This window comes from Streptomyces sp. SDT5-1 (genome assembly GCF_052245995.1).
In the GTDB taxonomy this organism is placed as follows: Bacteria; Actinomycetota; Actinomycetes; order Streptomycetales; family Streptomycetaceae; genus Streptomyces.
In genome coordinates this window covers 5,000,858-5,024,862 of sequence record NZ_CM125963.1, presented here as the reverse complement: position 1 = coordinate 5,024,862, position 24,005 = coordinate 5,000,858, and the positions used below count along the sequence as shown (strand labels likewise).

The window sequence follows — 24,005 nt, the reverse complement described above, 5'->3', positions numbered from 1 at the left end:
GCGAACAGCCTACGACCACCGGAAGGCGGACACGTCCGTACTTCCCGGCAAGGCCGGGCCGCGGGGCCTCGACTGCTACCGTCACCCTGAGGTTCGTACTTGAGAGGCAGGCACCTGGTGGCACGGAGCAGCACCGGATTCGTGACCGCGCTCACGGCGGGGTCGCTCGCCGTGGTCGGCTTCCTCGCCTATCAGGCGTCGGCGAGCGCGCCCTCCGACCTCGCCGAGAAGAAGGGCGGCTCCTCGCCCTCCGCCTCGGCGTCGAAGACGCCCAAGAAGAAGACGGACCCGAAGGCGCTGCCCGCGGGGTCCGGCAAGGGCGAGCGGGTCGTGTACTCGCTGAGCGGCGACCGCGTGTGGCTGGTCGGCGCGGGCAACAAGCCGACGTCGACGTTCCGCGTCACGCCCGGCACGGTCGACCCGGCCCCCGGCTCGTACTCGGTGACCTCGCGCTCCGGTTCGGTGACCGGCACCGACGGCGTGCCGATCGAGCACGTCGTCCGCTTCGCGAACACGAACGGGGTGGCGATCGGCTTCAGCGCCGCCGTGAACGGTTCGACGGCCGCACCCGACCCCGGGAAGCAGACCGGCGGCATCCGCGAGTCCCGCGCGGACGGCAACGACATGTGGCAGTTCGCGACGATCGGCGCGAAGGTCGTCGTCGTCAAGTAGCCGAACAGCGCCGCCCGAGCCCGCTACGGGTGGGCCGAAGGGCGCCATTCGCCGCGCCGCTGCTCCTCGCTCGGCTCCGCCGGGCGTCCCCGCGGGGCCGGCGGGACCGACACGGCCCGCGCCGCCGCGCACGACGCCAGCAGATCCCGCATCGACACTGCGCGTGCACCTTCACGTTCCGAAGTCGACATGGATGCCTCCCGGCGGCGGTCGAGAAGACGTGGTTAGGTAGACCTAACCAACACCGGACTCCATGTGAACACGCCGGAGCCGCGCCGCGCAAGAATTTGCCGACGCATTGTCGGGATGTGTCCGGGAGCGGGCCGGAAGCCGGGGTCAGCCCGCGAGCGAGCCCAGGTCCGCCTCGGCCCACCGCTCGCCGATGCCGTTGAGCGTCACGATCCGCACCTCGTCCGTGGTGTCGCCGGTGGCCCGGTCGATGATCACGTGAAGGCGGTCGTCGGACAGCTCCTCGACCTTTCCGTCGCCCCATTCGACGACGACCACGGAGTCGGGCAGCGACACGTCGAGGTCGAGGTCCTCCATCTCGTCGAGCCCGCCGCCGAGCCGGTACGCGTCGACGTGCACCAGCGCGGGCCCGTCGCCGAGCGAGGGGTGCACGCGGGCGATCACGAACGTCGGCGAGGTCACCGCGCCCCGCACGCCCATGCCCTCGCCGAGCCCGCGGGTCAGCGTCGTCTTGCCCGCGCCCAGCTCGCCGGTGAGCATCACGAGGTCGCCGGGGCGCAGCCGCTTGGCCAGGGCGAGCCCCAACTCCCGCATCTCGTCCGGGGAGTTGACGGTGGCGGTGACCGTGCTGACGAGGGTGGTGGCGGGCTGCTCGGAGTCAGCCGCCGGGCTGTGCGGTGTTGCCGGTGTCTCCATGGATCCCCACCGTAGCGGCTGTCGGGACGGCTCCCGCGCGCACCAGCAGGTCCGCGAGGCGGTCCGTGACGACCTCCGGGTGCTCCAGCATCACGAGGTGTCCCGCGTCCGGCACGAGCACGTACTCGGCGTCGGGGAGCAGCGCCGCGATGGCCTCGCTGTGGTCGCTCGGCGTGACGAGGTCGTGCTCCCCCGCGAGGACGAGCACCGGCAGCGCGGCGAAGCGGGCCAGCGCCGCCGTCTTGTCGTGGTCCTCGAACGCCGGGTAGAACTCGGCGACCACGTCGATCGGCGTGCCCTCGATCATCCGCTCGGCGAACCGCGCGACCGCCGGATCGACGTCCCGCGAGGCGAACGAGTACCGCTTGATGATCCCGGCGAACAGGTCGGCCGTCGCGCGCCGCCCCTTCTCCACAAGCTCGGCCCGCTGCCCGAGCACCTTCAGTACGCCGGGCAGCACCCGCCGCACCGCGTTCACCCCGGCCATCGGCAGCCCGTAGTTGACCTCGCCGAGCTTCCCCGACGACGTACCGACGAGGGCGACGCCCACGACCCGCTCGCGCACGAGGTCGGGGTACTGGTCGGCGAGCGCCATCACCGTCATGCCGCCCATGGAGTGCCCCACGAGCACCAGCGGCCCCTCGGGCGCGGCGGCGTCGATAACGGCCTTCAGGTCGCCGCCGAGCCGGTCGATGGTGACGGGCACGCCGTCCTCCACCTGCTCGGCGCCGCGCCCGGAACGGCCGTGGCTGCGCTGGTCCCAGTACACGCAGCGCACCACGCCGCGCAGGGCCGCGCGCTGGAAGTGCCAGGAGTCCTGGCTGAGGCAGTAGCCGTGGCTGAAGACGACGGTGACCGGGGCCGGCGTCTTCCTGCCGAAGAGGCGGCGGCGCCGGGAGCCCGCGGGCTCCGGGTCCGCCTCGTCGACCTCGTAGTACAGCTCGGTGCCGTCCTCGGCGTACGCCTTGCCTGGCACGCCGCGCAGCGCCCCGTACGGTCCGGACGCGTCGAGCGCGAGGCGCGCCTTCTTGCGCATGCCGCGCCCCACGGTCAGCCGCTCGATGGCGACGCCCGCGGCGGCCCCCGCCGCGACCACGCCTATCGCGGCGCCCGCGATCCCGGCCCGCCGCCAGTTCCCCGACGCGGCCTCACGCGCCGCCTCGACGACGGCCTCCGTGGCCGGTGCGCTGCTCTCGCTCACGTGCCGCTCCCTTGTCGCGCGCCGTGCTCCGCGCCGTACCTACCGTCCGGTTCTCGAGTGACCCGATCCGTTCACGCTTCACATGGTGGCGGTTCGGACGGCTCTGCCGGTGGACCTTCAGGCCGTGACGCCGGTCACGCGGGCGTGCCGCCGCCGTCCTCACCCACGTAGACGCGCGGCACGCGGGAACCGATCCGCGTCACGATCTCGTACGCGATGGTGCCCGACGCGACCGCCCAGTCCTCCGCGGTCGGCTCGCCGCCGTCGCCGGGGCCGAACAGCACCGCCTCGTCGCCCGCCGCCGGCTCGTCGCCGCCCAGGTCGACGACGAACTGGTCCATGGCCACGCGGCCCGCGACCGTCCGCCGCTTGCCGCCGATCAGGACGGGTCCGGTGCCGGACGCGTGCCGCGGGATGCCGTCCGCGTAGCCGAGCGGGACGAGGCCGAGGGTGGTCTCGCCCGGTGTGACGTAGTGATGCCCGTAACTGATGCCGAGTCCACCCGGCGCGTGCTTCACGAGCGCCAGGCCCGCCTTGAGCGTCATCACGGGACGCAGCCCGAAGTCGGCGGGCGTGCCGACCTCGGGGCTCGGCGAGATCCCGTACATCGCGATGCCGGGGCGCACGAGGTCGAAGTGGGTCTCGGGGAGCGTGAGCGTCCCCGGCGAGTTGGCGATGTGCCGCACCTCGGGGGTGACGCCCGCCCCCTCGGCGTACGCGACCATGTCCCGGAACGTGCTCAGTTGGGCGGCGATGGAGGGGTGGCCGGGCTCGTCGGCGCACGCGAAGTGCGACCAGAGTCCGGTGACGTCCAGGTGTCCTGCGGACTGGGCGGCGAGCGCCTCGCGGACCAGCTCGGGCCAGTCGGCGGGCAGGCAGCCGTTGCGCCCGAGGCCCGTGTCGGCCTTGAGCTGCACGCGCGCGACGCGGCCCTCGGCCTTCGCGGCGTCGACCACCTCCCGCAGCGCCCACATGCCGCTGACCGACACGTCGATGTCGGCCTCGATCGCCTGCCGCCAGGGGCCGCCCGGCACCCACAGCCAGCACAGGATCCGCCCGGTGAGCCCCGCCGCCCGCAGCTCGAGGGCCTCCTCGGGGGTGGCGGCGCCCAGCCACTCGGCTCCGGCCTCCTTGGCGGCGCGCGCGACCGGGATCATGCCGTGCCCGTACGCGTCCGCCTTCACCACGGCCATGAACGCGGCGGTCGGCGCGTGCGCGCGCAGCGCCCTCACGTTGGCCTTGAGCACGGCCAGATCGATCTCGGCGCGGGCGCGGAGCGGGGCAGTCACGTTCTCGTCCATGGTGCCAACAGTCTCTCAGAGCGAGCCCGGTACTCCGGCAGCGCCGACCTGCCCCACCCCCGCACCCTGCGAGACACTCGAAGACATGCGATTCGCTCACGACGTAGAGACGGTCCGGTTCGCCGAGCGGCAGCTCATGGCCCGGCTGCCCGAGGGGGCGCTCATGCAGCGGGCCGCCGCGGGGCTCGCCGCGGCCTGCGCCGACCTGCTCGGCAAGACGTACGGGGCCCGCGTCACCCTCCTCGTCGGCTCGGGCGACAACGGCGGGGACGCCCTCTACGCCGGGGCCCGCCTCGCCCGCCGCGGCGCCGGCGTCACCGCGCTGCTGCTCTCCCCCGACCGCGCCCACCCCGGCGGTCTCGCGGCGCTGCGCGCGGCGGGCGGCACCGTCCTCGACGCGCAGGTCGAGAACGCCACGGAGCTGGTGGGCCGCGCCGATCTCGTCGTCGACGGCATCGTGGGCATCGGCGGCAAGGGCGGCCTGCGGCCCCGCGCGGCCGAACTCGCCGACGCCGCACGGGGACTCGTCGTCGCCGTCGACCTGCCGAGCGGCGTGGACGCCGACACCGGCGAGGTCCGTGGCGAGGCGGTCCGCGCGGACGCGACCGTCACCTTCGGGACGTACAAGCCGGGGCTGCTCGTCGACCCCGCCCGCGCGTACGCGGGGGCGCTGCGCCTCGTCGACATCGGCCTCGAACTCAACGAGACGGACGCCCAGTTGGAGGCGCTCCAGTACGCGGACGTCGCCGCCCTGCTCCCCGAGCCGTCCGGCGAGAGCGACAAGTACCGCCGCGGCGTCGTCGGCGTCGTCGCCGGCTCGGCCCGCTACCCGGGCGCCGCGGTCCTCGCGGTGGCGGGGGCGCTGCACGGCGGGGCCGGAGCGGTGCGGTACGTGGGCCCCGCCGCGGACTCGGTGCTCGCCCGCTTCCCGGAGACGCTCGTCTCGGCGGGGCCGCCGGCCAAGGCGGGTCGCGTCCAGGCGTGGGCGATCGGCCCCGGGCTCGGCGACGACGCCTCGGGCCTGCACGACGTGCTGGCGTCGGACGTCCCGGTGCTCATCGACGCGGACGGCCTGCGCCTCGCCGACCCGGCGACGGTCCGCGCCCGCACCGCGCCCACGGTCCTGACCCCGCACGCCGGAGAGGCCGCCGCGCTGCTCGGTGTGACGCGCGAGGAGGTGGAGGCCGAACGGCTCACCTCCGTACGGGAGTTGGCGTCCCGCTACGCCGCGACCGTCCTCCTGAAGGGCTCGACGACCCTCGTGGCGCCGCCCGACGACACCCACCCGGCCCGCGTGAACCCGACCGGCACCGCCTGGCTCGCCACGGCCGGCAGCGGCGACGTCCTCTCCGGCCTCACCGGATCCCTGCTCGCCGCGGGCCTCGATCCGCTGGACGCCGCCTCGGTCGGCGCCCATCTGCACGGGCTCGCGGCGCGGCACGCGGCGGACGGCGCGCCGATCTCCGCGCAGGACGTGGCGGGCGCCCTGCGCGGCGCCTGGCGGGACGTCACGGAAAACCGCTTCGCCTGACGCCCGCCCCTTGCTACCGTCGGCGTCGGCCGTGAAGCCACAGCTGGGAGGTGAGACCCGTGTACGCAGTCACCCATGGGTGCTCCCTCAGCTCGTCACGGTCCGGCGGCTGACAGCAGGTGTCGCCGGGAGCGCCCCGTAGACCGAGGGCCTCCCGAAAGGGGACACCGATGAACACACCGAGCACCGGCTCGCACCCGCGAGACACCCGCCCGCCCCTGACCCACCCGATCCGCCCGACGCACCCGCTCGCCGTCACCCGCGTCGCCGACCACCAGTGGCACGCCCTGGAGGACGACGAGGTCGTCGGGCGCGCCCACGCCGCGCACCGGCCCGACGGCCGCCTCTTCGTCAGCGTCGACGCCTGGCACGACACCGCGTTCGCGGCCCTGGCCGAGACCGTGCTCGCCGACCTGCCGGGCCCGCTGCACACCGTGGTCGACGAGACCGACACCGAACTCGCCACGCAATGGCGGGCGTTCGGCTTCGTGCCCGGCCGTGGCGAATGGGAGTACGAGGTGCCGACCGATCCCGCCGTGACGGGGCTCGGCGCCGCGCGGCCACCCGCGGGCATCACCGTCGTCCCGGCGGGCGCGGCGGACGAGGCGCGGCTGCGCGCCCTCGACCGCACGATCCGCGCCGAGGTCGAGGCCGCCGTCGGCTGGCGCACCATGCCCGCCGAGGTCCGCCCGCTGCCGCCGGGCGTCACGGTCGTCGACCCGACGACGTACACGGTGGCCGAGGCTCCCGACGGCGCGTACCTGGGGCTGCTGCGCCTGGCGACGGCCACCCGGCGCCCCCGCGTCGGCCTGCTCGCCGTCCGCACCGACGCGCGGCGCCGGGGCATCGCGCGGGCCCTCCTGGCCGACGTACTGAACGGCCTGCACCGCTCCGGCGTACGGACCGCGTCGGCCGAGGTCGACGAGGACAACGCGGCGGCAGCGGCCCTCTTCGACGGCATCGGCGCGCGCCGCGTGAACCGCGCCCTGGAGCTGGTCCGATGACGAGGAACAGCGGAGGGGGCGTGTACGTCGAGGGCACCGTCGTGGAGTGCCTGCGCAGCGCGATGTTCACCGTGGAGCTCGACAACGGGCACCGGGTCCTCGCGCACGTCAGCGGCAAGATCCGGAAGAACTACATCAAGATCCTGCTGGAGGACCGGGTCCAGGTGGAGCTCACGCCGTACGACCTGACGCGCGGCCGGATCGTGTTCCGCCACCGCTCGTAGCGGACCGGGCCGGGGGGCTGGGCGCGCGCCCTACCCCTCGGCCACCACGACCGCCGACGCGACCCCCGCGTCATGGCTGAGCGACACATGGAACCCGCGCACACCCAGCTCCGCCGCCCGCGTGGCCACCGTGCCCGTCACCCGCAGCCGCGGCTGCCCGCTCTCCTCGACCCACACCTCCGCGTCGGTCCAGCGCAGCCCGGCCGGCGCGCCGAGCGCCTTCGCGACGGCCTCCTTCGCGGCGAACCGCGCGGCGAGCGAGGCGACACCGCGCCGCTCCCCGCTGGGCAGCAGCAGCTCGCCGTCCACGAAGAGGCGCGCGGCCATGCTCGGCGTGCGCTCCAGCGACGCCGCGAACCGTTCGATCTCGGCCACGTCGATACCGACCCCGATGATGCTCATGCAGCAGACCTTAGAGCCTGCGATCGAGCGCCCGCCGGGCCCGGCGTCCCTCGTCAGGCGGTGCGCCCCCGGGCGATCCGGTCGCGCGCGTCCCGCACCAGCTCCAGGTACTCGGCCTCCTCGCAGCGCGGCTTGCTGCCGGGCCGGTAGAAGTCGAGGCAGTCGTCGAGATCCTCGTTTATGTCCTCGTCGGGCAGCTCGAGCGCCAGCTCGCTGCGGACGTGGCTCTCCCAGTCGTCCATGACGTCGTCGTCCACGGGCCTGCGGCGGACGATTCTCGGCAGACGAAGTACGGCCATGACGGCCCCCCTCCAGCCCCGCGGGCAGCGGCTCGCCCCACGGGTGCACGGAATGTATCGCCACCCCCACGCAAGGTCCATACCTGTGGCGAACCTGTGACGAACAGGGTTCCCGATCCGCCGGGCGTGACACACCCCACCTGACGCGGCAGGCCACACAGCCGTAACAATGGACTGTGATCTCTCCGGTCTCCGAGTCCAAGGAACAAGCGACCTCCCGGAGCACCCACCGGCAGAAGCCGGAGGTGACTCCCTACGTCGACCTCACCCGCACCGAATGGAGCGCACTGCGCGACAAGACGCCACTGCCGCTGACCGCCGAGGAGCTGGAGCGGCTGCGCGGCCTGGGTGACGTGATCGACCTGGACGAGGTCCGCGACATCTACCTGCCGCTCTCCCGCCTCCTGAACCTGTACGTGGGCGCCACAGACGGCCTGCGGGGAGCGCTCAACACATTCCTCGGCGAGACCAACAAGAAGGCATCCCAGTCCGGCACGCCCTTCGTCATAGGGGTCGCGGGCTCCGTCGCGGTCGGCAAGTCGACCGTCGCCCGCCTCCTCCAGGCGCTGCTCTCCCGCTGGCCCGAGCACCCGCGCGTCGAGCGGGTCACGACCGACGGTTTCCTGCTCCCCACCAAGGAGCTGGAGGCCCGCGGCCTGATGTCCCGCAAGGGCTTCCCCGAGTCGTACGACCGCAGGGCCCTGACCCGCTTCGTCGCCGACATCAAGGCCGGCAAGGACGAGGTCACCGCGCCCGTCTACTCACACCTGATCTACGACATCGTGCCCGGCGAGAAGCTCGTCGTGCGCCGCCCCGACATCCTCATCGTCGAGGGCCTGAACGTGCTGCAGCCCGCCCTGCCCGGCAAGGACGGCCGCACCCGGGTCGGCCTCGCCGACTTCTTCGACTTCAGCGTGTACGTCGACGCGCGCGCCGAGGACATCGAGGCCTGGTATCTGAACCGCTTCCGCAAGCTGCGCGCGACGGCCTTCCAGGACCCGTCCTCGTACTTCAGGAAGTACACGCAGGTCTCCGAGGAGGAGGCCCTCGACTACGCGCGCACCACCTGGCGCACCATCAACAAGGTGAACCTCCTTGAGAACGTGGCCCCGACGCGCGGCCGCGCGGGCCTCGTCATCCGCAAGGGCCCCGACCACAAGGTGCAGCGGCTGCGGCTGCGCAAGCTGTAGCTGCTAGAAAGGCGCCATGCTGCATCTGCGCCTGATCACGCCGTCCGACACCACGGACGACGTGGTGCGCCTCATCGAGGGGACCACCGGCACCACGCACCTCGTGGTGCTGCCGAACTGCGCCCGCAACCCGTCGGGCGACGTCGTCATGTGCGACGTGGCCCGCGAGGCCGGCGACGAACTCATCGGCGCCCTACGGGAGTTGGGCCTCGACCGGTCGGGGTCGATCTCCGTCGAGAACATCGACCTGTCGCTGTCGAGCCGCGCCGACGCCGCCGAGGAGGACGCCCCGGGCGAGGGCGCGGACGCGGTGCTGTGGGAGCAGCTCTCCGACGCCACGCACGAGGAGTCCACGCTCACCGTCACGTACGTGGCGTTCCTGGTGATCGCGACGATGATCGCGGCCTGCGGCGTCGTGCTCGACAACGCGATCCTGATCGTGGGCGCCATGGCGGTCGGCCCCGAGTTCGGCCCGCTCGCCGGGATCTGCACGGCCGTCGTGCGGCGGGCGCCGCGGCTCGCCTGGCGCTCGCTCGTCGCCCTGCTCGTCGGCTTCGCCGTGGCGATGGCGGTGACGGTGGGCTTCAGCTACTTCATGGACGCCGTGCACCTGTTCAGCGAGGGGCAGTTGGAGGGCGACCGGCCCAACACCGGGTTCGTGTACGCGCCCGACTGGTTCTCGTTCGTGGTCGCCGTCCTCGCGGGCGCGGCCGGGACGCTCTCGCTGACCTCGGCGAAGTCCGGGGCGCTGGTGGGCGTCGCCATCTCGGTGACGACGGTCCCCGCGGCGGCGAACGCGGCGGTGGCGCTGAGCTACGGCGACGCGAAGCAGATGTGGGGCTCGACCCAGCAGCTGCTCCTGAACCTGCTGGGCATCGTCCTGGCCGGCACGCTCACGCTCCTCACCCAGAAGTACCTCTGGGCGAGGCAGCGCGAACGCACGGCCAGGAAGCTCGCCGCGAAGGCGAGCTGAAGGGCCCTGGGGCCCTAGCCCAGCGCCGACTTCACGACGTCGGCGAGGCGCTCCGCGACGGACCGGGCCTGCGCGATGTCCGCGGCCTCCACCATCACGCGCACCAGCGGCTCGGTGCCGGAGGAGCGCAGCAGCACACGGCCCGTCGCGCCGAGCTCGCGCTCCGCGTCGGCGACCGCGGCCTGCAGCTCACCGGACGTGGCGACGCGGGACTTGTCCACGTCCGGCACGTTGATGAGCACCTGCGGCAGCCGCTCCATGACGCTCGCCAGATCCTTCAGCGTGCGCCCGGTCTGCGCGACGCGCGCCGCGAGCAGCAGACCGGTCAGCGTGCCGTCACCGGTCGTGGCGTGGTCGAGAACGATGACGTGGCCGGACTGCTCGCCGCCCAGCGCGTACCCGTTCTCCTTCATGTTCTCCAGGACGTACCGGTCGCCGACGGCGGTCTGCACGAGGCTGATGCCTTCGCGCTCCATCGCCAGCTTCAGGCCCAGGTTCGACATGACGGTCGCGACGAGCGCGTTGTCCCGGAGCACTCCGCGCTCCTTCATGGCGAGCGCGAGCACGGCCATGATCTGGTCGCCGTCGACCTCGGAACCGGTGTGGTCCACGGCCAGGCAGCGGTCGGCGTCGCCGTCGTGCGCGATGCCGAAGTCGGCCTTGTGCTCGACGACGGCGGCCTTCAGCAGGTCCAGGTGGGTCGAGCCGCACCCGTCGTTGATGTTGAGCCCGTCGGGCTCCGCGCCGATCGTGACGACCTCCGCGCCGACCCGCGTGAACGCCTCCGGGGAGACCCGGGAGGCCGCGCCGTGCGCCTCGTCGAGGACGATCTTCAGGCCCTCGAGCCGGTTCGGCAGCACGCCCACGAGGTGCGCGATGTACTGGTCGAGCCCCGCGTCGTACGACTTCACGCGGCCGACGCCGGCGCCCGTCGGGCGGTTCCACGGGGCGCCGGTACGGTGCTCCTCGTAGATCGCCTCGATGCGGTCCTCGAGCGCGTCGTCCAGCTTGTGGCCGCCGCGGGCGAGGAACTTGATGCCGTTGTCCGGCATGGCGTTGTGGCTCGCGGAGAGCATCACGCCGAGGTCGGCCCCGAGCGCGCCCGTGAGGTACGCCACCGCGGGCGTGGGCAGCACGCCGACGCGCAGCACGTCCACTCCGGCGCTGGCCAGACCCGCGACGACCGCGGCCTCCAGGAACTCTCCCGAGGCCCGCGGATCACGGCCGACCACGGCCACCGGACGATGGCCCTCAAAACTTCCGGCCTCGCCCAGAACATGTGCCGCCGCGACCGACAGACCGAGCGCCAGCTCCGCCGTCAGATCCGCGTTGGCGACGCCGCGCACGCCGTCCGTGCCGAACAGTCGTCCCACCTTGATGTCCTCCGAACCTTCACATCGTCATAAGCCGAACGCCCCGACGGCACGATAAGTGCCGCCGGGGCGAACGGAAGAACAAGCAGGCAGCGGAATTTAGCGCTTGCTGTACTGCGGGGCCTTGCGGGCCTTCTTGAGACCGGCCTTCTTGCGCTCGACCGCACGGTCGTCGCGGCGGAGGTAACCGGCCTTCTTGAGGGCGCCGCGGTTGTTGTCCACGTCGGCCTCGTTCAGCGCGCGGGCCACGCCCAGGCGCAGGGCACCGGCCTGGCCGGACACGCCGCCACCCGCGATGCGGGCGATGACGTCGTAGCGGCCGTCGAGCTCGAGCACCTTGAAGGGCTCGTTGACTTCCTGCTGGTGCACCTTGTTCGGGAAGTAGTCCTCGAGCGTGCGCCCGTTGACCTTCCACTTGCCCGTGCCCGGGATGATGCGGACGCGCGCAATGGCGTTCTTGCGACGGCCCAGGCCGGCGGCCGGCTGCGGGTCGCCGAAGCGGGCCGGGTTGGACTCCGAGGTGTACTCGCCCTCGACGGGGGCGTCGGACTCGGTGGTGTAGCTCTCGACGTCGACGATCTCTTCGACCGGCGTCTCGGCAGTGGTCTCGGCCACGATTCTCCTCAGCTTTTCTTCAGTCTTAGGGGGTGGCCGGACTTACTGCGCGACCTGGGTGATCTCGAACGGCACCGGCTGCTGGGCAGCGTGCGGGTGCTGGTCGCCCGAGTAGACCTTCAGCTTCGAGAGCATCTGACGGCCGAGCGTGTTCTTCGGGAGCATGCCCTTGACGGCCTTCTCGATGGCCTTCTCGGGGTTCTTGTCCAGAAGCTCGTCGTAACGCACGGAGCGGAGACCGCCCGGGTACCCGGAGTGGCGGTAGGCCATCTTCTGGGTCCGCTTGTTGCCGGACAGGTGCACCTTGTCGGCGTTGATGATCACGACGAAGTCGCCCGCGTCGACGTGCGGGGCGTAGATCGGCTTGTGCTTGCCGCGCAGGAGGCTGGCGGCGGTGGTCGCCAGACGGCCCAGGACGACGTCCTGAGCGTCAATGACGTGCCACTGGCGAGTGATGTCGCCGGGCTTGGGGCTGTACGTACGCACGGTCGTATGCCTTCGCTTCTCAGTGAATGGGGTGCTGACACACGGCACCGCTGAAGCGATCATGCAGCTGGGGCTCACAGAAGCCGGGGACGCTAACCCGTATGCGAGCCACTGGTAACTGCTCCAGGGAACCTACGCAAAGGCCGTGCGCGTGAGAACCGCCCAGCCAATACGCATAACAGCTGTCGACAATACCCGCGCGGCCCCGTACCGGTCAAAACGCGTGGGCGGCGCAAGCTCTCACAGCTCCACCACGGACGAGGACCCTGCCCCTTCGGACCGTACCTCTAAGATGCGCCCCATGAGTTTCGGGCAAGGGGGATCCCCGTGGGGGCCCAATGACGGCGGGTCGACCCCGGACTGGGCGTCGCTCGCGGAGGCATCAGAGGCACGCGCGCGCAAGAAGCGCTGGATGATCATCGGCGGTGCCGTGGTCGCGACCCTCGCGGTCGGTTCGGCGGTCGCGTGGGGCATCGTCTCGACGAACAACAAGAACGACGCCGCCAACAAGCCGGCCGAGGAGCTGCCGAGCACGGCGGAGATCCCGAGCGAGGGCAAGTCGGGCGGCCCGTCCTTCGACGCGACGACCCCGCCGCCCCCGCTCGACCCGAACGACTTCATCAACAGCGCCGCCAAGGACAAGGCCCCGATCACCGCGGACAACCTGTTCCCCGGCAAGAAGCTCACCTTCGGTGACCGCGTCTACACCAAGGGCGCCACGGCCCGCACCACGAACTGCGCCTCCGCCGCCCAGAAGGGCCTCTCCGGGGTCCTGAAGAGCAACGGCTGCGAGCAGATGGTCCGCGCCACGTACTACAAGGGCGACTCCGCGGTCACCATCGGCGTCGCCGTCTTCAAGACGAAGGCGCAGGCCACGAAGGCCAAGGAGCAGTACGACTTCGACGGCACGGTCGTCTCGCTGCCGGGCGCCGGGGTGCCCTCGTTCTGCCGCACCACGGTGTGCCGCCAGACCGCCAACTCCGTGGGCCGCTACGCGTACTTCACCAACGGCGGGCTCACCAACGGTAAGGACGCCACCAAGCAGGACACCACGGTGTTCTCGCTCGGCGACGACCTCCAGGAGTTCACCTTCCAGCAGATCAAGCGACGCGGCGAGATCCAGGCGTCCGCGGCGGCCACGTCGGGCTGACCGCCGCTCCCCCGGGCGCCGGACTCAGCAGCAGCCGGCGCCCGGCAGCGTCCGCTTGTTGCGCGCCTCCTTGTTGCGCGCGGCGAGCAGCTCGTCGGCCGGGTAGCCGACCTCCTCGAGCGTCAGCCCGTGCGGCCGCACCACGTGCACGGCGGAGTCCCGTACGCCGGCGGCCAGGACCTTGCCCGGCCAGTCGGGGCCGCGGTGCCCGTCGCCCACGAACAGCAGCGCCCCGATCAGCGAGCGCACCATGTTGTGGCAGAAGGCGTCGGCCCGCACGGTCGCCGTGATGATCCCGTCGTCGCCGCGCACCAGGCTCAGCTCCTGGAGCGTACGGATGGTCGTCGCGCCCTCGCGCTTCTTGCAGTAGGCGGCGAAGTCGTGCTCGCCGAGCAGCCGCTCGGCCGCCTCGTTCATGGCGTCGACGTCCAGCGGCCAGTCGTGCCACAGCACGTGCCCGCGCAGCAGCGGGTCGACGCCGCCCGGGTGGTCCGTGACCCGGTACGCGTACCGCCGCCAGATCGCCGAGAACCGGGCGTTGAACCCGCTCGGCGCCTCGGCCACCGACCACACCCGGACGTCCTTCGGGAGCCGCCCGGCGAGCCGCTTCAGCAGCTTCTCGCGGTGTTCGCCCCACACGTCCACCGGCAGGTCCACGTGCGCGACCTGGCCCCGCGCGTGCACGCCCGCGTCGGTGCGCCCGGCGACCGTCAGCTCGTACGTCGTCGTGGAGCGCGTCACCGTGCGCAGCGCGTCCTCGATCTCGCCCTGCACGGTCCGCCGCCCGGAGGCCTGCTTGGCCCACCCGGAGAAGTCCCGGCCGTCGTACGACACGTCGAGCCGCAGCCGCACGAAGCCGTCGGCCACCTCATCACTCACAAGCACAGTCCTCACTGCGAAATACGGAGAAACGGAAAGCGGGCCCGCCCCGAAAGGGCGGACCCGCTCACACTCAAGGCGTCAGCCTCAGGCGTCCTTGGACTCCTCGGCCGGAGCCTCGGTGGCCTCGGCCTCGGCCGGAGCCTCGGTCTTGGCCTCGGCGTCCTTGGCGGCACGCTTGGTGGCGGCCTCGGCCTCACCGGTGGCCTGCTGCGCGACCGTCAGGGCCTCGACCAGCTCGATGACAGCCATGGGCGCGTTGTCGCCACGGCGGTTACCGATCTTGGTGATGCGGGTGTAGCCACCCGGACGGTTCTCGTAGCGCGGGGCGATCTCGGTGAAGAGCGTGTGGACGACGCCCTTGTCCGTGATGACCTGGAGCACCTGACGGCGGTTGTGAAGGTCGCCCTTCTTCGCCTTGGTGACCAGACGCTCCGCGTACGGACGCAGACGACGGGCCTTGGCCTCGGTCGTCGTGATCTTGCCGTGCTCGAAGAGGTTCTTCGCGAGGTTCGCGAGGAGCAGCTTCTCGTGCGCGGCGCTGCCGCCCAGACGGGCACCCTTGGCGGGCTTCGGCATGGTGTTTCTCCTTGGTGTCTGCCCCGGCCGTATCAGGTACCGGAGTCAGTATCCGAGCGAGCGGGTTTGCCCGTCGGAGACCCGCGCCCCGATCAGGGGCGCGGGGAACTGCGCGACCGCGAGCACGGTCCCGCAGCAAGCGATCCGTCCCGCCGAAGCGGAGCGACTCAGTACTGCTCGGTCTCCACGAAGCCCGCGTCCGCGTCGTCGTCGGCGCCGAAGGCGTCCGCGGCGGCGGTCGGGTCGAACCCGGGAGGCGAGTCCTTGAGCGCGAGACCCATGCCGGCGAGCTTGGCCTTGACCTCGTCGATCGACTTCGCACCGAAGTTGCGGATGTCGAGCAGGTCGGCCTCGGAGCGGGCGACGAGCTCACCCACGGAGTGGATGCCCTCGCGCTTGAGGCAGTTGTACGAGCGGACCGTGAGCTCGAGCTCCTCGATCGGCAGCGCCAGGTCGGCGGCGAGCGCGGCGTCCGTCGGGGACGGACCCATGTCGATGCCCTCGGCGTCGATGTTCAGCTCGCGGGCGAGACCGAACAGCTCGACCAGGGTCTTGCCGGCGGACGCCATGGCGTCGCGCGGGCGCATGGCCTGCTTGGTCTCGACGTCGACGATCAGCTTGTCGAAGTCGGTGCGCTGCTCGACACGCGTGGCCTCGACCTTGTACGTGACCTTGAGGACCGGCGAGTAGATCGAGTCGACCGGGATACGGCCGATCTCCTGGCCGACCTGCTTGTTCTGCACGGCGGAGACGTAGCCGCGACCGCGCTCGACGGTCAGCTCCATCTCGAGCTTGCCCTTGCCGTTGAGCGTGGCGAGGACGAGGTCGGGGTTGTGCACCTCGACACCGGCCGGGGGCGCGATGTCGGCGGCGGTGACCAGACCCGGGCCCTGCTTGCGCAGGTACATCACGACCGGCTCGTCGTGCTCCGAGGAGACGACCAGCTGCTTGATGTTGAGGATGAGGTCGGTGACGTCCTCCTTGACGCCCGGCACGGTGGTGAACTCGTGCAGGACACCGTCGATGCGGATGCTGGTGACAGCAGCGCCGGGGATCGACGAGAGGAGGGTGCGGCGGAGGGAGTTGCCGAGGGTGTAGCCGAAGCCCGGCTCCAGCGGCTCGATGACGAACCGGGAGCGGAACTCGTCGACGACCTCTTCGGTCAACGAGGGACGCTGAGCGATCAGCATGAAGTGAATCCTTCAGTCGTGGGCACCCACTATTTGATGCCCGACTAGTACTGCAAGGGTACGGGCGGCACGGCCTCGCGACAAAGACGAAGGCCGTACCGCCCGGAAACCTCGGACCAAGCGGTCCGCGACGACCCGAGAGTCAGACGCGACGACGCTTGGGGGGACGGCAGCCGTTGTGCGGGGTCGGCGTGACGTCCTGGATCGAGCCGACCTCGAGGCCGGTGGCCTGCAGGGAGCGGATGGCGGTCTCACGACCGGAACCCGGGCCCTTGACGAAGACGTCGACCTTGCGCATGCCGTGCTCCTGGGCACGACGCGCGGCGGACTCGGCGGCCATCTGCGCGGCGAACGGCGTGGACTTGCGGGAGCCCTTGAAGCCGACGTGGCCGGCGGAGGCCCACGAGATCACGTTGCCGGTCGGGTCCGTGATGGACACGATCGTGTTGTTGAACGTGCTCTTGATGTGCGCGTGGCCGTGAGCGACGTTCTTCTTTTCCTTGCGGCGCACCTTCTTGGTTGCGCCCTGACGACCCTTGGGGGGCATGTCGTTCTCCTACGGGAGGTGGTCGGTCCTACAGCGAAGACCGCTGGACGGCGAGTCCGCTGCGGACTACTTCTTGCCCGGCTTCTTCTTACCGGCGATGGCGCGACGCGGGCCCTTGCGGGTACGGGCGTTCGTGCTCGTGCGCTGGCCGTGGACCGGCAGGCCACGACGGTGACGCAGACCCTGGTAGCAACCGATCTCGACCTTGCGGCGGATGTCGGCCTGGATCTCGCGACGGAGGTCACCCTCGGTCTGGAAGTTCTGGTCCACGTACTCGCGGATCTTCACGAGGTCTTCCTCGGTGATGTCGCGAACGCGGATGTTGCGGTCGACACCGACGGCGTCCAGCGTCTGCTGGGCGCGCGTCCGGCCGATGCCGAACACGTAGGTGAGGGCAACCTCGATGCGCTTCTCGCGCGGGAGGTCAACACCTTCAACGCGTGCCATTCATGGCTCCTGTTGATTCTTCGGAGGTCTGCAGCAGAACCACTCCCAGCCGCCGTTCCCCTTGTTCCAAGGAGTTGGTACGGACTGGGTCCCCGGCCTCCGACCGAAGGTGTCGCCACGACGGGATCCGTCGCCGGCGGGCTCTGCAATATGTACTCAATGTGCTGCGTCGCGCGAACTCTGCGAACGAACTGCAGTTGAACGGGTCTGCGTCAGCCCTGGCGCTGCTTGTGGCGCGGGTTGTCGCAAATCACCATGACCCGGCCGTGACGGCGGATCACCCTGCACTTGTCGCAGATCTTCTTGACGCTCGGCTTGACCTTCATGGGTGAGGTTCTCCGGGTCAGTTGCCGGCGGCCCGCCGAGGCGGGACTGGGCAAGATCTACTTGTACCGGTAGACGATCCGGCCACGGGTCAGGTCGTACGGAGAAAGCTCCACCACGACCCGGTCGTCAGGGAGGATGCGGATGTAGTGCATGCGCATCTTGCCGCTGATGTGTGCCAGGACCTGGTGGCCGTTCTGGAGCTCGACCTTGAACATGGCGTTCGGCAGAGACTCGACGACAGTGCCCTCGATCTCGATGGCACCTTGCTTCTTGGCCACGCTTCGCCCTTCGAATCGACTACCTTGATCAGCTCCCGCACCGCATGGAGACATGCGCATACACGAGAGCCGACGAGTCAGTCTACGTCAGTACCCCCGGAAAGACGAATCCCAGAATCCTGCCCCACCGAGGAGATCACTAAGCCCGGCCCGCGCCGCCTTGGGCAATCTGCCGCCAGGGGCGGCAGGGTGGGCAAGGCGGCACCCCGGAGCGGGGCGAGCGCACGACCACCCGAACCCCGGCGCCCCACCATCAGCCCACCGGCCCCGGCATCACCGTGCCGCCCAGCACCACTAACCCAGCGGATCCGGCGCCGCCGTCACGCCCAGTTCCGCGAGCTTCGCCTTGCCGCCGGCGACTCCTCCTGACGCAGCCCTCGCGGGCTCGGCGCCGGGGCGCCTCACAAGCTTCGGCCTGCTGCGCCGGACTCCGTCCGCCGACCCCGGACGCCGCGCACCACTAACCCAGCGGATCCGGCGCCGCCGTCACGCCCAGTTCCGCGAGCTTCGCCTTGCCGCCGTCGGGGGCGGTGAGGACCAGGGGGCCGTCCTCCGTCAGGGCCACCGAGTGTTCCCAGTGGGAGGACCAGGTGCCGTCCGTGGTGATGACCGTCCAGTCGTCGGAGAGGGTCTCGGTCTTCGGCGTGCCGAGCGAGACCATCGGCTCGATGGCGAGGCAGAAGCCGGGCACCAGCTTCGGGCCCTTGCCGCGCCGCCGCTCCACGTAGTTCAGGAGGTGCGGGTCCATGTGCATCTCGGTGCCGATGCCGTGGCCGCCGTAGTCCTCGACGATTCCGTACTTGCCGCCGCCGGGCTTCGGCTGTCGGCGGATGTACGACTCGATGGTCCGGGAGATGTCGACCAGCCGGTTGCCCTGCTTCATCGCCGCGAGACCGGCCCACATCGACTCCTCCGTCACCCGGGAGAGCTCGATCAGCTCCGGAGCGTGACCGGAGCCCACAAAGGCCGTGTACGCGGCGTCGCCGTGCCAGCCGTCCACGATGGCGCCCGCGTCGATCGAGATGATGTCGCCGTCCTCCAGGACGACGTCGTCGCTCGGGATGCCGTGGACCACGACCTCGTTCTTCGACGTGCAGATGGTCGCGGGGAAGCCGCCGTACCCGAGGAAGTTCGACTTCGCCCCGTGCTCGGCGAGCACCTTGCGCGCGACCTCGTCCAGGTCCTTGGTGGTCGCGCCGGGAACGGCCGCCTCACGGGTCGCCGCGTGGATCGCCGCGACGACAAGCCCCGCCTCCCGCATCTTGCGAATCTGGTCGGGGGTCTTGATCTGCACCATGGGGGCCTGCGCTCTCCGTCATCCGGTACGAGGTACGAGGGTTACGTACGTCCAGTAGTACCCACCAACACTAAGGCCGCGGCCCCCTCGACGGGGAACCGCGGCCTCAGGCACGTACTGCTGGGCGGAGCGCTCAGCGCTTCAGGGCCTCCATGGCCCGCGCCGTGACGTCCTCGACCTTGCCCAGGGCGGAGATCGTCACGACGAGCCCCTGCTCCCGGTAGTAGTCGATGATCGGCTCGGTCTGCGTGTGGTAGACCTCGAGCCGCTTGCGCACGGTCTCTTCCTTGTCGTCGTCGCGCTGGTACAGCTCACCGCCGCAGACGTCACAGACGCCCTCGGTCTTGGGCTGCGAGTACTCGACGTGGAAGACGTGCGACGAGTCGTTGCGGCAGATGCGGCGGCCGGCGATGCGCTTGACCACCTCGTCCTCGGGGACCTCCAGGTCCAGGACCGCGTCCAGCGTCACCTCGTCGGCCTTGAGCGCCACGTCGAGGGCCTCCGCCTGCGAGACGTTGCGCGGGAAGCCGTCGAGCAGGAAGCCGTTCACGGCGTCCGGCTGCTCCATGCGGTCCTTCGCCATCCCGATGGTGACCTCGTCCGGGACAAGCTGGCCGGCGTCCATGTAGGACTTGGCCTTCTTGCCCAGCTCCGTGCCCTGGCTGATGTTGGCACGGAAGAGGTCGCCCGTGGAGATGTGCGGAATCGACAGGTTCTTGGCCAGGAACGCGGCCTGCGTTCCCTTGCCAGCACCGGGCGGCCCGACGAGGACGATACGCATCAGCGGAGGAACCCTTCGTAATTGCGCTGTTGGAGCTGGCTCTCGATCTGCTTCACCGTCTCCAGGCCGACACCCACGATGATCAGGATGCTCGTGCCCCCGAACGGGAAGTTCTGGTTTGCCCCGAAACCAACCAACGCCATCGTCGGCACGAGAGCGATCAGGCCCAAATACAGCGAACCCGGCCAGGTGATCCGGTTGAGCACGTACGAAAGGTACTCAGCGGTCGGTCGGCCAGCCCGGATGCCCGGGATGAAGCCACCATACTTCTTCATGTTGTCGGCGACTTCCTCGGGGTTGAACGAGATCGCCACGTAGAAGAAGGCGAAGAACACGATCAAGAGGAAGTACGTGACGATGTAAATCGGGTGATTTCCCTTGGTCAGGTGGTCGTCGATCCAGACCTTCCACCCGGAATCGCCCCCGGCGAACTGCGCGACGAGCGCCGGGATGTAGAGCAGCGACGACGCGAAGATGACCGGGATCACACCGGCCTGATTCACCTTGAGCGGGATGTACGTGGACGTACCGCCGTAGGAACGGCGGCCGATCATCCGCTTCGCGTACTGCACCGGAATACGGCGCTGGGCCTGCTCGACGAAGACGACCAGGGCGACCATGACCAGGCCGACGAGGATGACGGTGCCGAACTCGATCCAGCCGTCGGCCAGCGAGCCCTGCTTCTTGATGGCCCACAGGGCGGACGGGAAGGTGGCGGCGATCGAGATGAACATCAGGATCGACATGCCGTTGCCGATGCCGCGGTCGGTGATCAGCTCACCGAGCCACATCATCACGCAGGTGCCGGCGGTCATCGTGATGACCATCGTGACGGTCACGAAGATCGACTGGTCGGGGACGATCTCGCTGGCGACGGGGCAGCCCTGGAAGAGCGCGCCGGTGCGGGCGGTGGCGACGAGGCCGGTGCCCTGAAGGATGGCGAGCGCCACGGTCAGATAGCGCGTGTACTGCGTGATCTTCGCCGTGCCGGCCTGGCCCTCCTTCTTGAGGGCTTCCAGGCGCGGGATCACCACGGTGAGCAGCTGCAGAATGATGCTCGCGGTGATGTACGGCATGATCCCGAGCGCGAAGACCGTGATCTGCAACAGCGCGCCACCGCTGAACATGTTGACCAGGCCGAACAGGCCGGAGCTCGAGTTGGCCACGTCCATGCACGTCTGGACGTTCTGGTAATCGACGCCGGGGATCGGGATGTGGGCCCCGAGCCGGTAGATCACGATGATCCCCAGCGTGAAGAGCAGCTTCTTGCGCAGGTCGGGCGTCTTGAACGCCCGGGCGAACGCGGTGAGCACGGTGCCTCCTGCGACCCCCGCGCGCATGCGTCAGAGGTGACGGTCTTGAGGATTCGACAAATACGTAAACGGTCTAACGGCCAAGAGCCTGGATAGGTGCCGGGGGCACACTGATCCCGGAACTTAACAGCGGACGCCACCTTACCGGCGTAACTGCCCCCCTTGGAACGACCGAGCGGGGATGCCCCTTATGTGGGGCATCCCCGCTCGGGATCGCTCATGTCATCGAGCCACTGTCTGGAATCAGACGAGCTCGGTGACCGTACCGCCGGCGGCGGTGATCTTCTCCTTGGCGGAGCCGGAGACGGCGTCGACCGTCACCTGCAGCGCCACGGAGATCTCGCCCTGGCCGAGGACCTTGACGAGGCTGTTCTTGCGCACGGCACCCTTGGCCACCAGGCCCTCGACCGTGACCTCGCCACCCTCGGGGTAGAGCGAAGCCAGCTTGTCCAGGTTCACGACCTGGAACTCGGTCTTGAACGGGTTCTTGAAGCCCTTCAGCTTCGGAAGACGCATGTGGAGGGGCATCTGGCCACCCTCGAAGCGCTCCGGAACCTGGTAACGGGCCTTCGTACCCTTGGTACCGCGACCTGCCGTCTTACCCTTCGACGCCTCACCACGACCGACACGGGTCTTGGCGGTCTTGGCGCCGGGGGCCGGACGGAGGTTGTGGATCTTGAGCGGGTTCTGCTCACCCATGATCAGTCGACCTCCTCGACCGTCACGAGGTGGCGGACGGTGTGCACCATGCCGCGGAACTCGGGGCGGTCCTCCTTGACGACCTGCGTGTTGATGCCCTTGAGACCAAGGGAGCGCAGGGTGTCACGGTGGTTCTGCTTGCTGCCGATGTACGACTTCGTCTGCGTGATCTTGAGCTGAGCCATTACGCACCAGCCCCGGCACGCGCACGCAGCAGGGCCGCGGGGGCGACGTCCTCGAGGGGCAGACCACGGCGAGCCGCGATCTCCTCGGGACGCTGCAGACCACGCAGGGCCTCCACCGTGGCGTGCACGATGTTGATCGCGTTGTCGGAGCCGAGCGACTTCGACAGGATGTCGTGAACGCCGGCGCACTCGAGCACGGCACGCACCGGGCCACCGGCGATAACACCGGTACCGGGGGAAGCCGGCTTGAGCAGGACGACGCCCGCGGCCTTCTCACCCTGGATCGGGTGCGGGATGGTGCCCTGGATACGGGGGACCTTGAAGAAGTGCTTCTTGGCCTCCTCAACACCCTTGGCGATGGCGGCCGGCACCTCCTTGGCCTTGCCGTAACCGACACCCACGGTGCCGTCACCGTCGCCCACCACGACCAGCGCGGTGAAGCTGAAGCGACGACCACCCTTCACAACCTTGGCGACGCGGTTGATCGCGACAACGCGCTCAACGTACGCGGTCTTCTCGGCGGCGTTGCCACCGTCGCGACCCTTCCGGTCCCGCCGCTCGCCGCCACCGGCACCGCCACCGCGGCGCTGGGGTCCAGCCATTGGAATTACCTCTCTCTTTTTCCGCTAGCTACGGAACCGGCTCAGAACTTGAGCCCGGCTTCGCGGGCGGCGTCCGCCAGGGCGGCGATGCGCCCGGCGTACTGGTTACCACCACGGTCGAACACGACAGCCTCGACACCGGCGGCCTTGGCGCGCTCGGCGACCAGGGCGCCGACCGACTTGGCCTGCGCGGACTTGTCGCCCTCGCCACCGCGGATCGAGCTGTCCAGGGTCGACGCGGACGCGAGGGTGTGACCCTTCACGTCGTCGATGACCTGGGCCACGATGTTGCGGTTCGAGCGCGTCACGACGAGACGCGGACGCTCAGCCGTACCCGAGATGTGCTTACGGATCCGGATGTGACGACGCTTGATGGCAGCACGCTTGTAAGCGTCGCCCTTAGCAATCTTCTGCCCGTATGCCATGGCTTACTTACCCGCCTTTCCGACCTTGCGGCGGATGACTTCGCCCTCGTACTTGACGCCCTTGGCCTTGTACGGGTCGGGCTTGCGCAGCTTGCGGATGTTGGCCGCAACCTCGCCGACCTTCTGCTTGTCGATGCCCTCGACCGAGAACTTGGTCGGCGACTCGACCTTGAACGAGATGCCCTCGGGCGCCTCGACCAGGATCGGGTGGCTGTAGCCGAGCGAGAACTCCAGGTTGGAGCCCTTCGCGACGACGCGGTAACCGACACCGCTGATCTCGAGCTTCTTCACGTAACCCGTGGTCACGCCGGTGATCATGTTCGCCACCAGCGTGCGGGACAGGCCGTGCAGGGCCCTGTTCTGACGCTCCTCGTTGGGGCGGGTGACGTTCAGGACGCCGTCCTCACCCTTGGCGATCTCGATCGGTGCCGCAACGGTGTGGGACAGGGTTCCCTTGGAGCCCTTGACCGTGACCGTCTGGCCGTCGATGGTGACGTCCACGCCGGCGGGAACCGTGATGGGGAGCTTGCCAATACGCGACATAGCTGTTTCCTCCGTTCCCTTCCGCTACCAGACGTAGGCGAGGACTTCCCCACCCACGCCCTTCTTCTGCGCCTGCTGGCCGGTCAGGAGACCGTGCGACGTGGAGATGATCGCCACGCCGAGGCCGCCGAGGACCTTCGGCAGGTTGGTGGACTTCGCGTAAACGCGCAGACCCGGCTTGGAGATGCGCTTGATGCCGGCGATCGAACGCTCACGGTTCGGGCCGAACTTCAGCTCCAGGACGAGGTTCTTGCCGACCTCGGCGTCCTCGACCTTCCAGCCGGTGATGAAACCCTCCTGCTGGAGGATCTCGGCGATGTGCGACTTGATCTTGCTGTGCGGCATCGACACGGAGTCGTGGTATGCCGAGTTCGCGTTCCGCAGACGCGTAAGCATGTCTGCGATCGGATCAGTCATGGTCATGAATTGGCCTTCGGCCTCTCTCGCCGGGGTTTCCTGTATGCGCCATCCCTCTCCCCACACAGGGGCGGGACGGGTGCGGCGCGGGGACCTACGGCGTAGTAAGTCGGTCAGGGCGACAGAGCCCAACCCCACAAGCCTAAGCCATGTGAGGCAGGTGCTCTGCCGACCCTTTACTTACCGAGAG

31 protein-coding genes are annotated in these 24,005 nt (G+C 69.9%); 7 read left to right on the top strand and 24 right to left on the bottom strand.

The annotated features are described in order from the left end of the window. Nucleotides 1-117: 117 nt before the first annotated feature. Nucleotides 118-672 (top strand): hypothetical protein, encoded by a 555-nt coding sequence (locus tag ACTWJ8_RS23310; protein WP_356374821.1) that lies wholly within the window; start codon nucleotides 118-120, stop codon nucleotides 670-672. A gap of 336 nt (nucleotides 673-1,008) precedes the next feature. Here ACTWJ8_RS23310 and tsaE read toward each other — a convergent pair whose 3' ends face one another. The 3 genes from tsaE to alr all read right to left on the bottom strand — a co-directional run bounded on the left by tsaE (nucleotide 1,009) and on the right by alr (nucleotide 4,059). Next, nucleotides 1,009-1,557: a tRNA (adenosine(37)-N6)-threonylcarbamoyltransferase complex ATPase subunit type 1 TsaE gene (gene tsaE / locus ACTWJ8_RS23305; protein WP_356374824.1), complete on the bottom strand. Its 549-nt coding sequence runs from the start codon at nucleotides 1,555-1,557 to the stop codon at nucleotides 1,009-1,011. Continuing rightward, nucleotides 1,520-2,758, bottom strand: a complete 1,239-nt coding sequence (locus tag ACTWJ8_RS23300; protein WP_356374827.1) for an alpha/beta fold hydrolase — start codon at nucleotides 2,756-2,758, stop codon at nucleotides 1,520-1,522. The genes tsaE and ACTWJ8_RS23300 overlap by 38 nt, the downstream gene beginning before the upstream one ends. A gap of 134 nt (nucleotides 2,759-2,892) precedes the next feature. Beyond that, a complete protein-coding gene (gene alr / locus ACTWJ8_RS23295) occupies nucleotides 2,893-4,059 on the bottom strand; it encodes an alanine racemase (RefSeq protein ID WP_356374830.1) in 1,167 nt (388 codons plus the stop codon). An 85-nt stretch (nucleotides 4,060-4,144) separates the two neighbouring features. Here alr and ACTWJ8_RS23290 point away from each other — a divergent pair, with 85 nt between their 5' ends. The 3 genes from ACTWJ8_RS23290 (at nucleotide 4,145) to infA (ACTWJ8_RS23280) (ending at nucleotide 6,818) form a co-directional block, all read left to right on the top strand. Further along, complete coding sequence (locus ACTWJ8_RS23290) at nucleotides 4,145-5,590, top strand: NAD(P)H-hydrate dehydratase (RefSeq protein ID WP_443260174.1); 1,446 nt, start codon at nucleotides 4,145-4,147, stop codon at nucleotides 5,588-5,590. A gap of 170 nt (nucleotides 5,591-5,760) precedes the next feature. Beyond that, nucleotides 5,761-6,594, top strand: a complete 834-nt coding sequence (locus tag ACTWJ8_RS23285) for a GNAT family N-acetyltransferase (protein ID WP_443260173.1) — start codon at nucleotides 5,761-5,763, stop codon at nucleotides 6,592-6,594. After that, nucleotides 6,591-6,818: a translation initiation factor IF-1 gene (gene infA, locus ACTWJ8_RS23280; protein WP_356374838.1), complete on the top strand. Its 228-nt coding sequence runs from the start codon at nucleotides 6,591-6,593 to the stop codon at nucleotides 6,816-6,818. The genes ACTWJ8_RS23285 and infA (ACTWJ8_RS23280) overlap by 4 nt, the downstream gene beginning before the upstream one ends. Before the next feature lie 30 nt (nucleotides 6,819-6,848). Here the strand turns inward: infA (ACTWJ8_RS23280) and ACTWJ8_RS23275 are convergent, their stop codons facing one another. Then, entirely contained in the window at nucleotides 6,849-7,220 is a 372-nt protein-coding gene (locus tag ACTWJ8_RS23275; RefSeq protein ID WP_443260172.1) for a holo-ACP synthase, read from the bottom strand. Between the two features lie 53 nt (nucleotides 7,221-7,273). Further along, on the bottom strand, nucleotides 7,274-7,519 hold the full coding sequence (locus tag ACTWJ8_RS23270; RefSeq protein WP_443260171.1) for a hypothetical protein: 246 nt from the start codon (nucleotides 7,517-7,519) through the stop codon (nucleotides 7,274-7,276). A 176-nt stretch (nucleotides 7,520-7,695) separates the two neighbouring features. Here ACTWJ8_RS23270 and coaA point away from each other — a divergent pair, with 176 nt between their 5' ends. Both coaA and ACTWJ8_RS23260 read left to right on the top strand, forming a co-directional pair. Beyond that, complete coding sequence (gene coaA / locus ACTWJ8_RS23265) at nucleotides 7,696-8,709, top strand: type I pantothenate kinase (RefSeq protein ID WP_443260170.1); 1,014 nt, start codon at nucleotides 7,696-7,698, stop codon at nucleotides 8,707-8,709. Between the two features lie 16 nt (nucleotides 8,710-8,725). Beyond that, nucleotides 8,726-9,682, top strand: coding sequence for a DUF389 domain-containing protein (locus ACTWJ8_RS23260; RefSeq protein WP_443260169.1), 957 nt, complete (start codon nucleotides 8,726-8,728; stop codon nucleotides 9,680-9,682). Nucleotides 9,683-9,696: 14 nt separating this feature from the next. On the opposite strand, the gene glmM is transcribed toward ACTWJ8_RS23260, so the two are convergent. From glmM to rplM, 3 genes are all read right to left on the bottom strand, one after another. Then, the gene (glmM, locus tag ACTWJ8_RS23255; RefSeq protein ID WP_443260168.1) at nucleotides 9,697-11,055 is read right to left on the bottom strand and encodes a phosphoglucosamine mutase; all 1,359 of its coding nucleotides are present in this window, start codon (nucleotides 11,053-11,055) and stop codon (nucleotides 9,697-9,699) included. A 99-nt stretch (nucleotides 11,056-11,154) separates the two neighbouring features. Next, on the bottom strand, nucleotides 11,155-11,670 hold the full coding sequence (gene rpsI / locus ACTWJ8_RS23250; protein ID WP_356374850.1) for a 30S ribosomal protein S9: 516 nt from the start codon (nucleotides 11,668-11,670) through the stop codon (nucleotides 11,155-11,157). Between the two features lie 42 nt (nucleotides 11,671-11,712). Beyond that, entirely contained in the window at nucleotides 11,713-12,156 is a 444-nt protein-coding gene (rplM, locus tag ACTWJ8_RS23245; protein ID WP_356374853.1) for a 50S ribosomal protein L13, read from the bottom strand. A 301-nt stretch (nucleotides 12,157-12,457) separates the two neighbouring features. Here rplM and ACTWJ8_RS23240 point away from each other — a divergent pair, with 301 nt between their 5' ends. After that, complete coding sequence (locus ACTWJ8_RS23240; RefSeq protein WP_356374856.1) at nucleotides 12,458-13,306, top strand: hypothetical protein; 849 nt, start codon at nucleotides 12,458-12,460, stop codon at nucleotides 13,304-13,306. A 24-nt stretch (nucleotides 13,307-13,330) separates the two neighbouring features. Here the strand turns inward: ACTWJ8_RS23240 and truA are convergent, their stop codons facing one another. From truA to rpsH, 16 genes are all read right to left on the bottom strand, one after another. Next, nucleotides 13,331-14,185, bottom strand: coding sequence for a tRNA pseudouridine(38-40) synthase TruA (gene truA / locus ACTWJ8_RS23235; RefSeq protein WP_356374859.1), 855 nt, complete (start codon nucleotides 14,183-14,185; stop codon nucleotides 13,331-13,333). Between the two features lie 87 nt (nucleotides 14,186-14,272). Beyond that, nucleotides 14,273-14,764, bottom strand: a complete 492-nt coding sequence (gene rplQ, locus ACTWJ8_RS23230; RefSeq protein WP_356374862.1) for a 50S ribosomal protein L17 — start codon at nucleotides 14,762-14,764, stop codon at nucleotides 14,273-14,275. A gap of 167 nt (nucleotides 14,765-14,931) precedes the next feature. Then, nucleotides 14,932-15,954: a DNA-directed RNA polymerase subunit alpha gene (locus tag ACTWJ8_RS23225; RefSeq protein WP_003966937.1), complete on the bottom strand. Its 1,023-nt coding sequence runs from the start codon at nucleotides 15,952-15,954 to the stop codon at nucleotides 14,932-14,934. Nucleotides 15,955-16,096: 142 nt separating this feature from the next. Continuing rightward, a complete protein-coding gene (gene rpsK, locus ACTWJ8_RS23220; RefSeq protein ID WP_007443997.1) occupies nucleotides 16,097-16,501 on the bottom strand; it encodes a 30S ribosomal protein S11 in 405 nt (134 codons plus the stop codon). 66 nt (nucleotides 16,502-16,567) lie between these two features. Beyond that, entirely contained in the window at nucleotides 16,568-16,948 is a 381-nt protein-coding gene (gene rpsM, locus ACTWJ8_RS23215) for a 30S ribosomal protein S13 (RefSeq protein WP_356374865.1), read from the bottom strand. 212 nt (nucleotides 16,949-17,160) lie between these two features. Then, on the bottom strand, nucleotides 17,161-17,274 hold the full coding sequence (gene rpmJ, locus ACTWJ8_RS23210) for a 50S ribosomal protein L36 (protein ID WP_003974245.1): 114 nt from the start codon (nucleotides 17,272-17,274) through the stop codon (nucleotides 17,161-17,163). A gap of 57 nt (nucleotides 17,275-17,331) precedes the next feature. Continuing rightward, nucleotides 17,332-17,553 (bottom strand): translation initiation factor IF-1, encoded by a 222-nt coding sequence (infA, locus tag ACTWJ8_RS23205; RefSeq protein WP_003948620.1) that lies wholly within the window; start codon nucleotides 17,551-17,553, stop codon nucleotides 17,332-17,334. Nucleotides 17,554-18,013: 460 nt separating this feature from the next. Beyond that, nucleotides 18,014-18,850, bottom strand: a complete 837-nt coding sequence (gene map / locus ACTWJ8_RS23200; RefSeq protein ID WP_443260167.1) for a type I methionyl aminopeptidase — start codon at nucleotides 18,848-18,850, stop codon at nucleotides 18,014-18,016. A gap of 133 nt (nucleotides 18,851-18,983) precedes the next feature. Continuing rightward, nucleotides 18,984-19,631 carry an adenylate kinase gene (locus ACTWJ8_RS23195; protein WP_356374871.1) on the bottom strand — a complete coding sequence of 216 codons (648 nt, stop codon included), beginning with the start codon at nucleotides 19,629-19,631 and terminating at the stop codon, nucleotides 18,984-18,986. Then, nucleotides 19,631-20,944, bottom strand: a complete 1,314-nt coding sequence (gene secY, locus ACTWJ8_RS23190) for a preprotein translocase subunit SecY (RefSeq protein WP_356374874.1) — start codon at nucleotides 20,942-20,944, stop codon at nucleotides 19,631-19,633. Before secY ends, ACTWJ8_RS23195 begins: the two co-directional genes overlap by 1 nt. A gap of 243 nt (nucleotides 20,945-21,187) precedes the next feature. Beyond that, a complete protein-coding gene (gene rplO, locus ACTWJ8_RS23185; protein ID WP_306320977.1) occupies nucleotides 21,188-21,643 on the bottom strand; it encodes a 50S ribosomal protein L15 in 456 nt (151 codons plus the stop codon). Between the two features lie 2 nt (nucleotides 21,644-21,645). Then, on the bottom strand, nucleotides 21,646-21,828 hold the full coding sequence (gene rpmD / locus ACTWJ8_RS23180) for a 50S ribosomal protein L30 (RefSeq protein WP_005481207.1): 183 nt from the start codon (nucleotides 21,826-21,828) through the stop codon (nucleotides 21,646-21,648). Next, nucleotides 21,828-22,430 (bottom strand): 30S ribosomal protein S5, encoded by a 603-nt coding sequence (rpsE, locus tag ACTWJ8_RS23175; protein WP_306320975.1) that lies wholly within the window; start codon nucleotides 22,428-22,430, stop codon nucleotides 21,828-21,830. The genes rpmD and rpsE overlap by 1 nt, the downstream gene beginning before the upstream one ends. 41 nt (nucleotides 22,431-22,471) lie before the next feature. Continuing rightward, the gene (gene rplR, locus ACTWJ8_RS23170; protein WP_207824965.1) at nucleotides 22,472-22,855 is read right to left on the bottom strand and encodes a 50S ribosomal protein L18; all 384 of its coding nucleotides are present in this window, start codon (nucleotides 22,853-22,855) and stop codon (nucleotides 22,472-22,474) included. A 3-nt stretch (nucleotides 22,856-22,858) separates the two neighbouring features. Then, entirely contained in the window at nucleotides 22,859-23,398 is a 540-nt protein-coding gene (gene rplF, locus ACTWJ8_RS23165; RefSeq protein WP_356374879.1) for a 50S ribosomal protein L6, read from the bottom strand. A gap of 24 nt (nucleotides 23,399-23,422) precedes the next feature. Continuing rightward, nucleotides 23,423-23,821: a 30S ribosomal protein S8 gene (gene rpsH, locus ACTWJ8_RS23160; RefSeq protein WP_019888762.1), complete on the bottom strand. Its 399-nt coding sequence runs from the start codon at nucleotides 23,819-23,821 to the stop codon at nucleotides 23,423-23,425. Nucleotides 23,822-24,005: the final 184 nt, after the last annotated feature.

What these genes read in the sequence shown, in the direction of transcription:
- rpmJ (WP_003974245.1), bottom strand. Translation starts at nt 17,274, where the DNA reads ATGAAGGTCAAGCCGAGCGTCAAGAAGATCTGCGACAAGTGCAGGGTG.
- rplO (WP_306320977.1), bottom strand. Translation starts at nt 21,643, where the DNA reads ATGGGTGAGCAGAACCCGCTCAAGATCCACAACCTCCGTCCGGCCCCC.
- rplQ (WP_356374862.1), bottom strand. Translation starts at nt 14,764, where the DNA reads ATGCCGAAGCCCGCCAAGGGTGCCCGTCTGGGCGGCAGCGCCGCGCAC.
- rpmD (WP_005481207.1), bottom strand. Translation starts at nt 21,828, where the DNA reads ATGGCTCAGCTCAAGATCACGCAGACGAAGTCGTACATCGGCAGCAAG.
- ACTWJ8_RS23270 (WP_443260171.1), bottom strand. Translation starts at nt 7,519, where the DNA reads ATGGCCGTACTTCGTCTGCCGAGAATCGTCCGCCGCAGGCCCGTGGAC.
- ACTWJ8_RS23195 (WP_356374871.1), bottom strand. Translation starts at nt 19,631, where the DNA reads ATGCGTATCGTCCTCGTCGGGCCGCCCGGTGCTGGCAAGGGAACGCAG.
- ACTWJ8_RS23290 (WP_443260174.1), top strand. Translation starts at nt 4,145, where the DNA reads ATGCGATTCGCTCACGACGTAGAGACGGTCCGGTTCGCCGAGCGGCAG.
- map (WP_443260167.1), bottom strand. Translation starts at nt 18,850, where the DNA reads ATGGTGCAGATCAAGACCCCCGACCAGATTCGCAAGATGCGGGAGGCG.
- ACTWJ8_RS23240 (WP_356374856.1), top strand. Translation starts at nt 12,458, where the DNA reads ATGAGTTTCGGGCAAGGGGGATCCCCGTGGGGGCCCAATGACGGCGGG.
- ACTWJ8_RS23275 (WP_443260172.1), bottom strand. Translation starts at nt 7,220, where the DNA reads ATGAGCATCATCGGGGTCGGTATCGACGTGGCCGAGATCGAACGGTTC.
- rpsK (WP_007443997.1), bottom strand. Translation starts at nt 16,501, where the DNA reads ATGCCCCCCAAGGGTCGTCAGGGCGCAACCAAGAAGGTGCGCCGCAAG.
- rplR (WP_207824965.1), bottom strand. Translation starts at nt 22,855, where the DNA reads ATGGCATACGGGCAGAAGATTGCTAAGGGCGACGCTTACAAGCGTGCT.
- ACTWJ8_RS23225 (WP_003966937.1), bottom strand. Translation starts at nt 15,954, where the DNA reads ATGCTGATCGCTCAGCGTCCCTCGTTGACCGAAGAGGTCGTCGACGAG.
- infA (WP_356374838.1), top strand. Translation starts at nt 6,591, where the DNA reads ATGACGAGGAACAGCGGAGGGGGCGTGTACGTCGAGGGCACCGTCGTG.
- rpsM (WP_356374865.1), bottom strand. Translation starts at nt 16,948, where the DNA reads ATGGCACGCGTTGAAGGTGTTGACCTCCCGCGCGAGAAGCGCATCGAG.
- rpsE (WP_306320975.1), bottom strand. Translation starts at nt 22,430, where the DNA reads ATGGCTGGACCCCAGCGCCGCGGTGGCGGTGCCGGTGGCGGCGAGCGG.
- tsaE (WP_356374824.1), bottom strand. Translation starts at nt 1,557, where the DNA reads ATGGAGACACCGGCAACACCGCACAGCCCGGCGGCTGACTCCGAGCAG.
- alr (WP_356374830.1), bottom strand. Translation starts at nt 4,059, where the DNA reads ATGGACGAGAACGTGACTGCCCCGCTCCGCGCCCGCGCCGAGATCGAT.
- rpsH (WP_019888762.1), bottom strand. Translation starts at nt 23,821, where the DNA reads ATGACCATGACTGATCCGATCGCAGACATGCTTACGCGTCTGCGGAAC.
- ACTWJ8_RS23285 (WP_443260173.1), top strand. Translation starts at nt 5,761, where the DNA reads ATGAACACACCGAGCACCGGCTCGCACCCGCGAGACACCCGCCCGCCC.
- ACTWJ8_RS23260 (WP_443260169.1), top strand. Translation starts at nt 8,726, where the DNA reads ATGCTGCATCTGCGCCTGATCACGCCGTCCGACACCACGGACGACGTG.
- rplF (WP_356374879.1), bottom strand. Translation starts at nt 23,398, where the DNA reads ATGTCGCGTATTGGCAAGCTCCCCATCACGGTTCCCGCCGGCGTGGAC.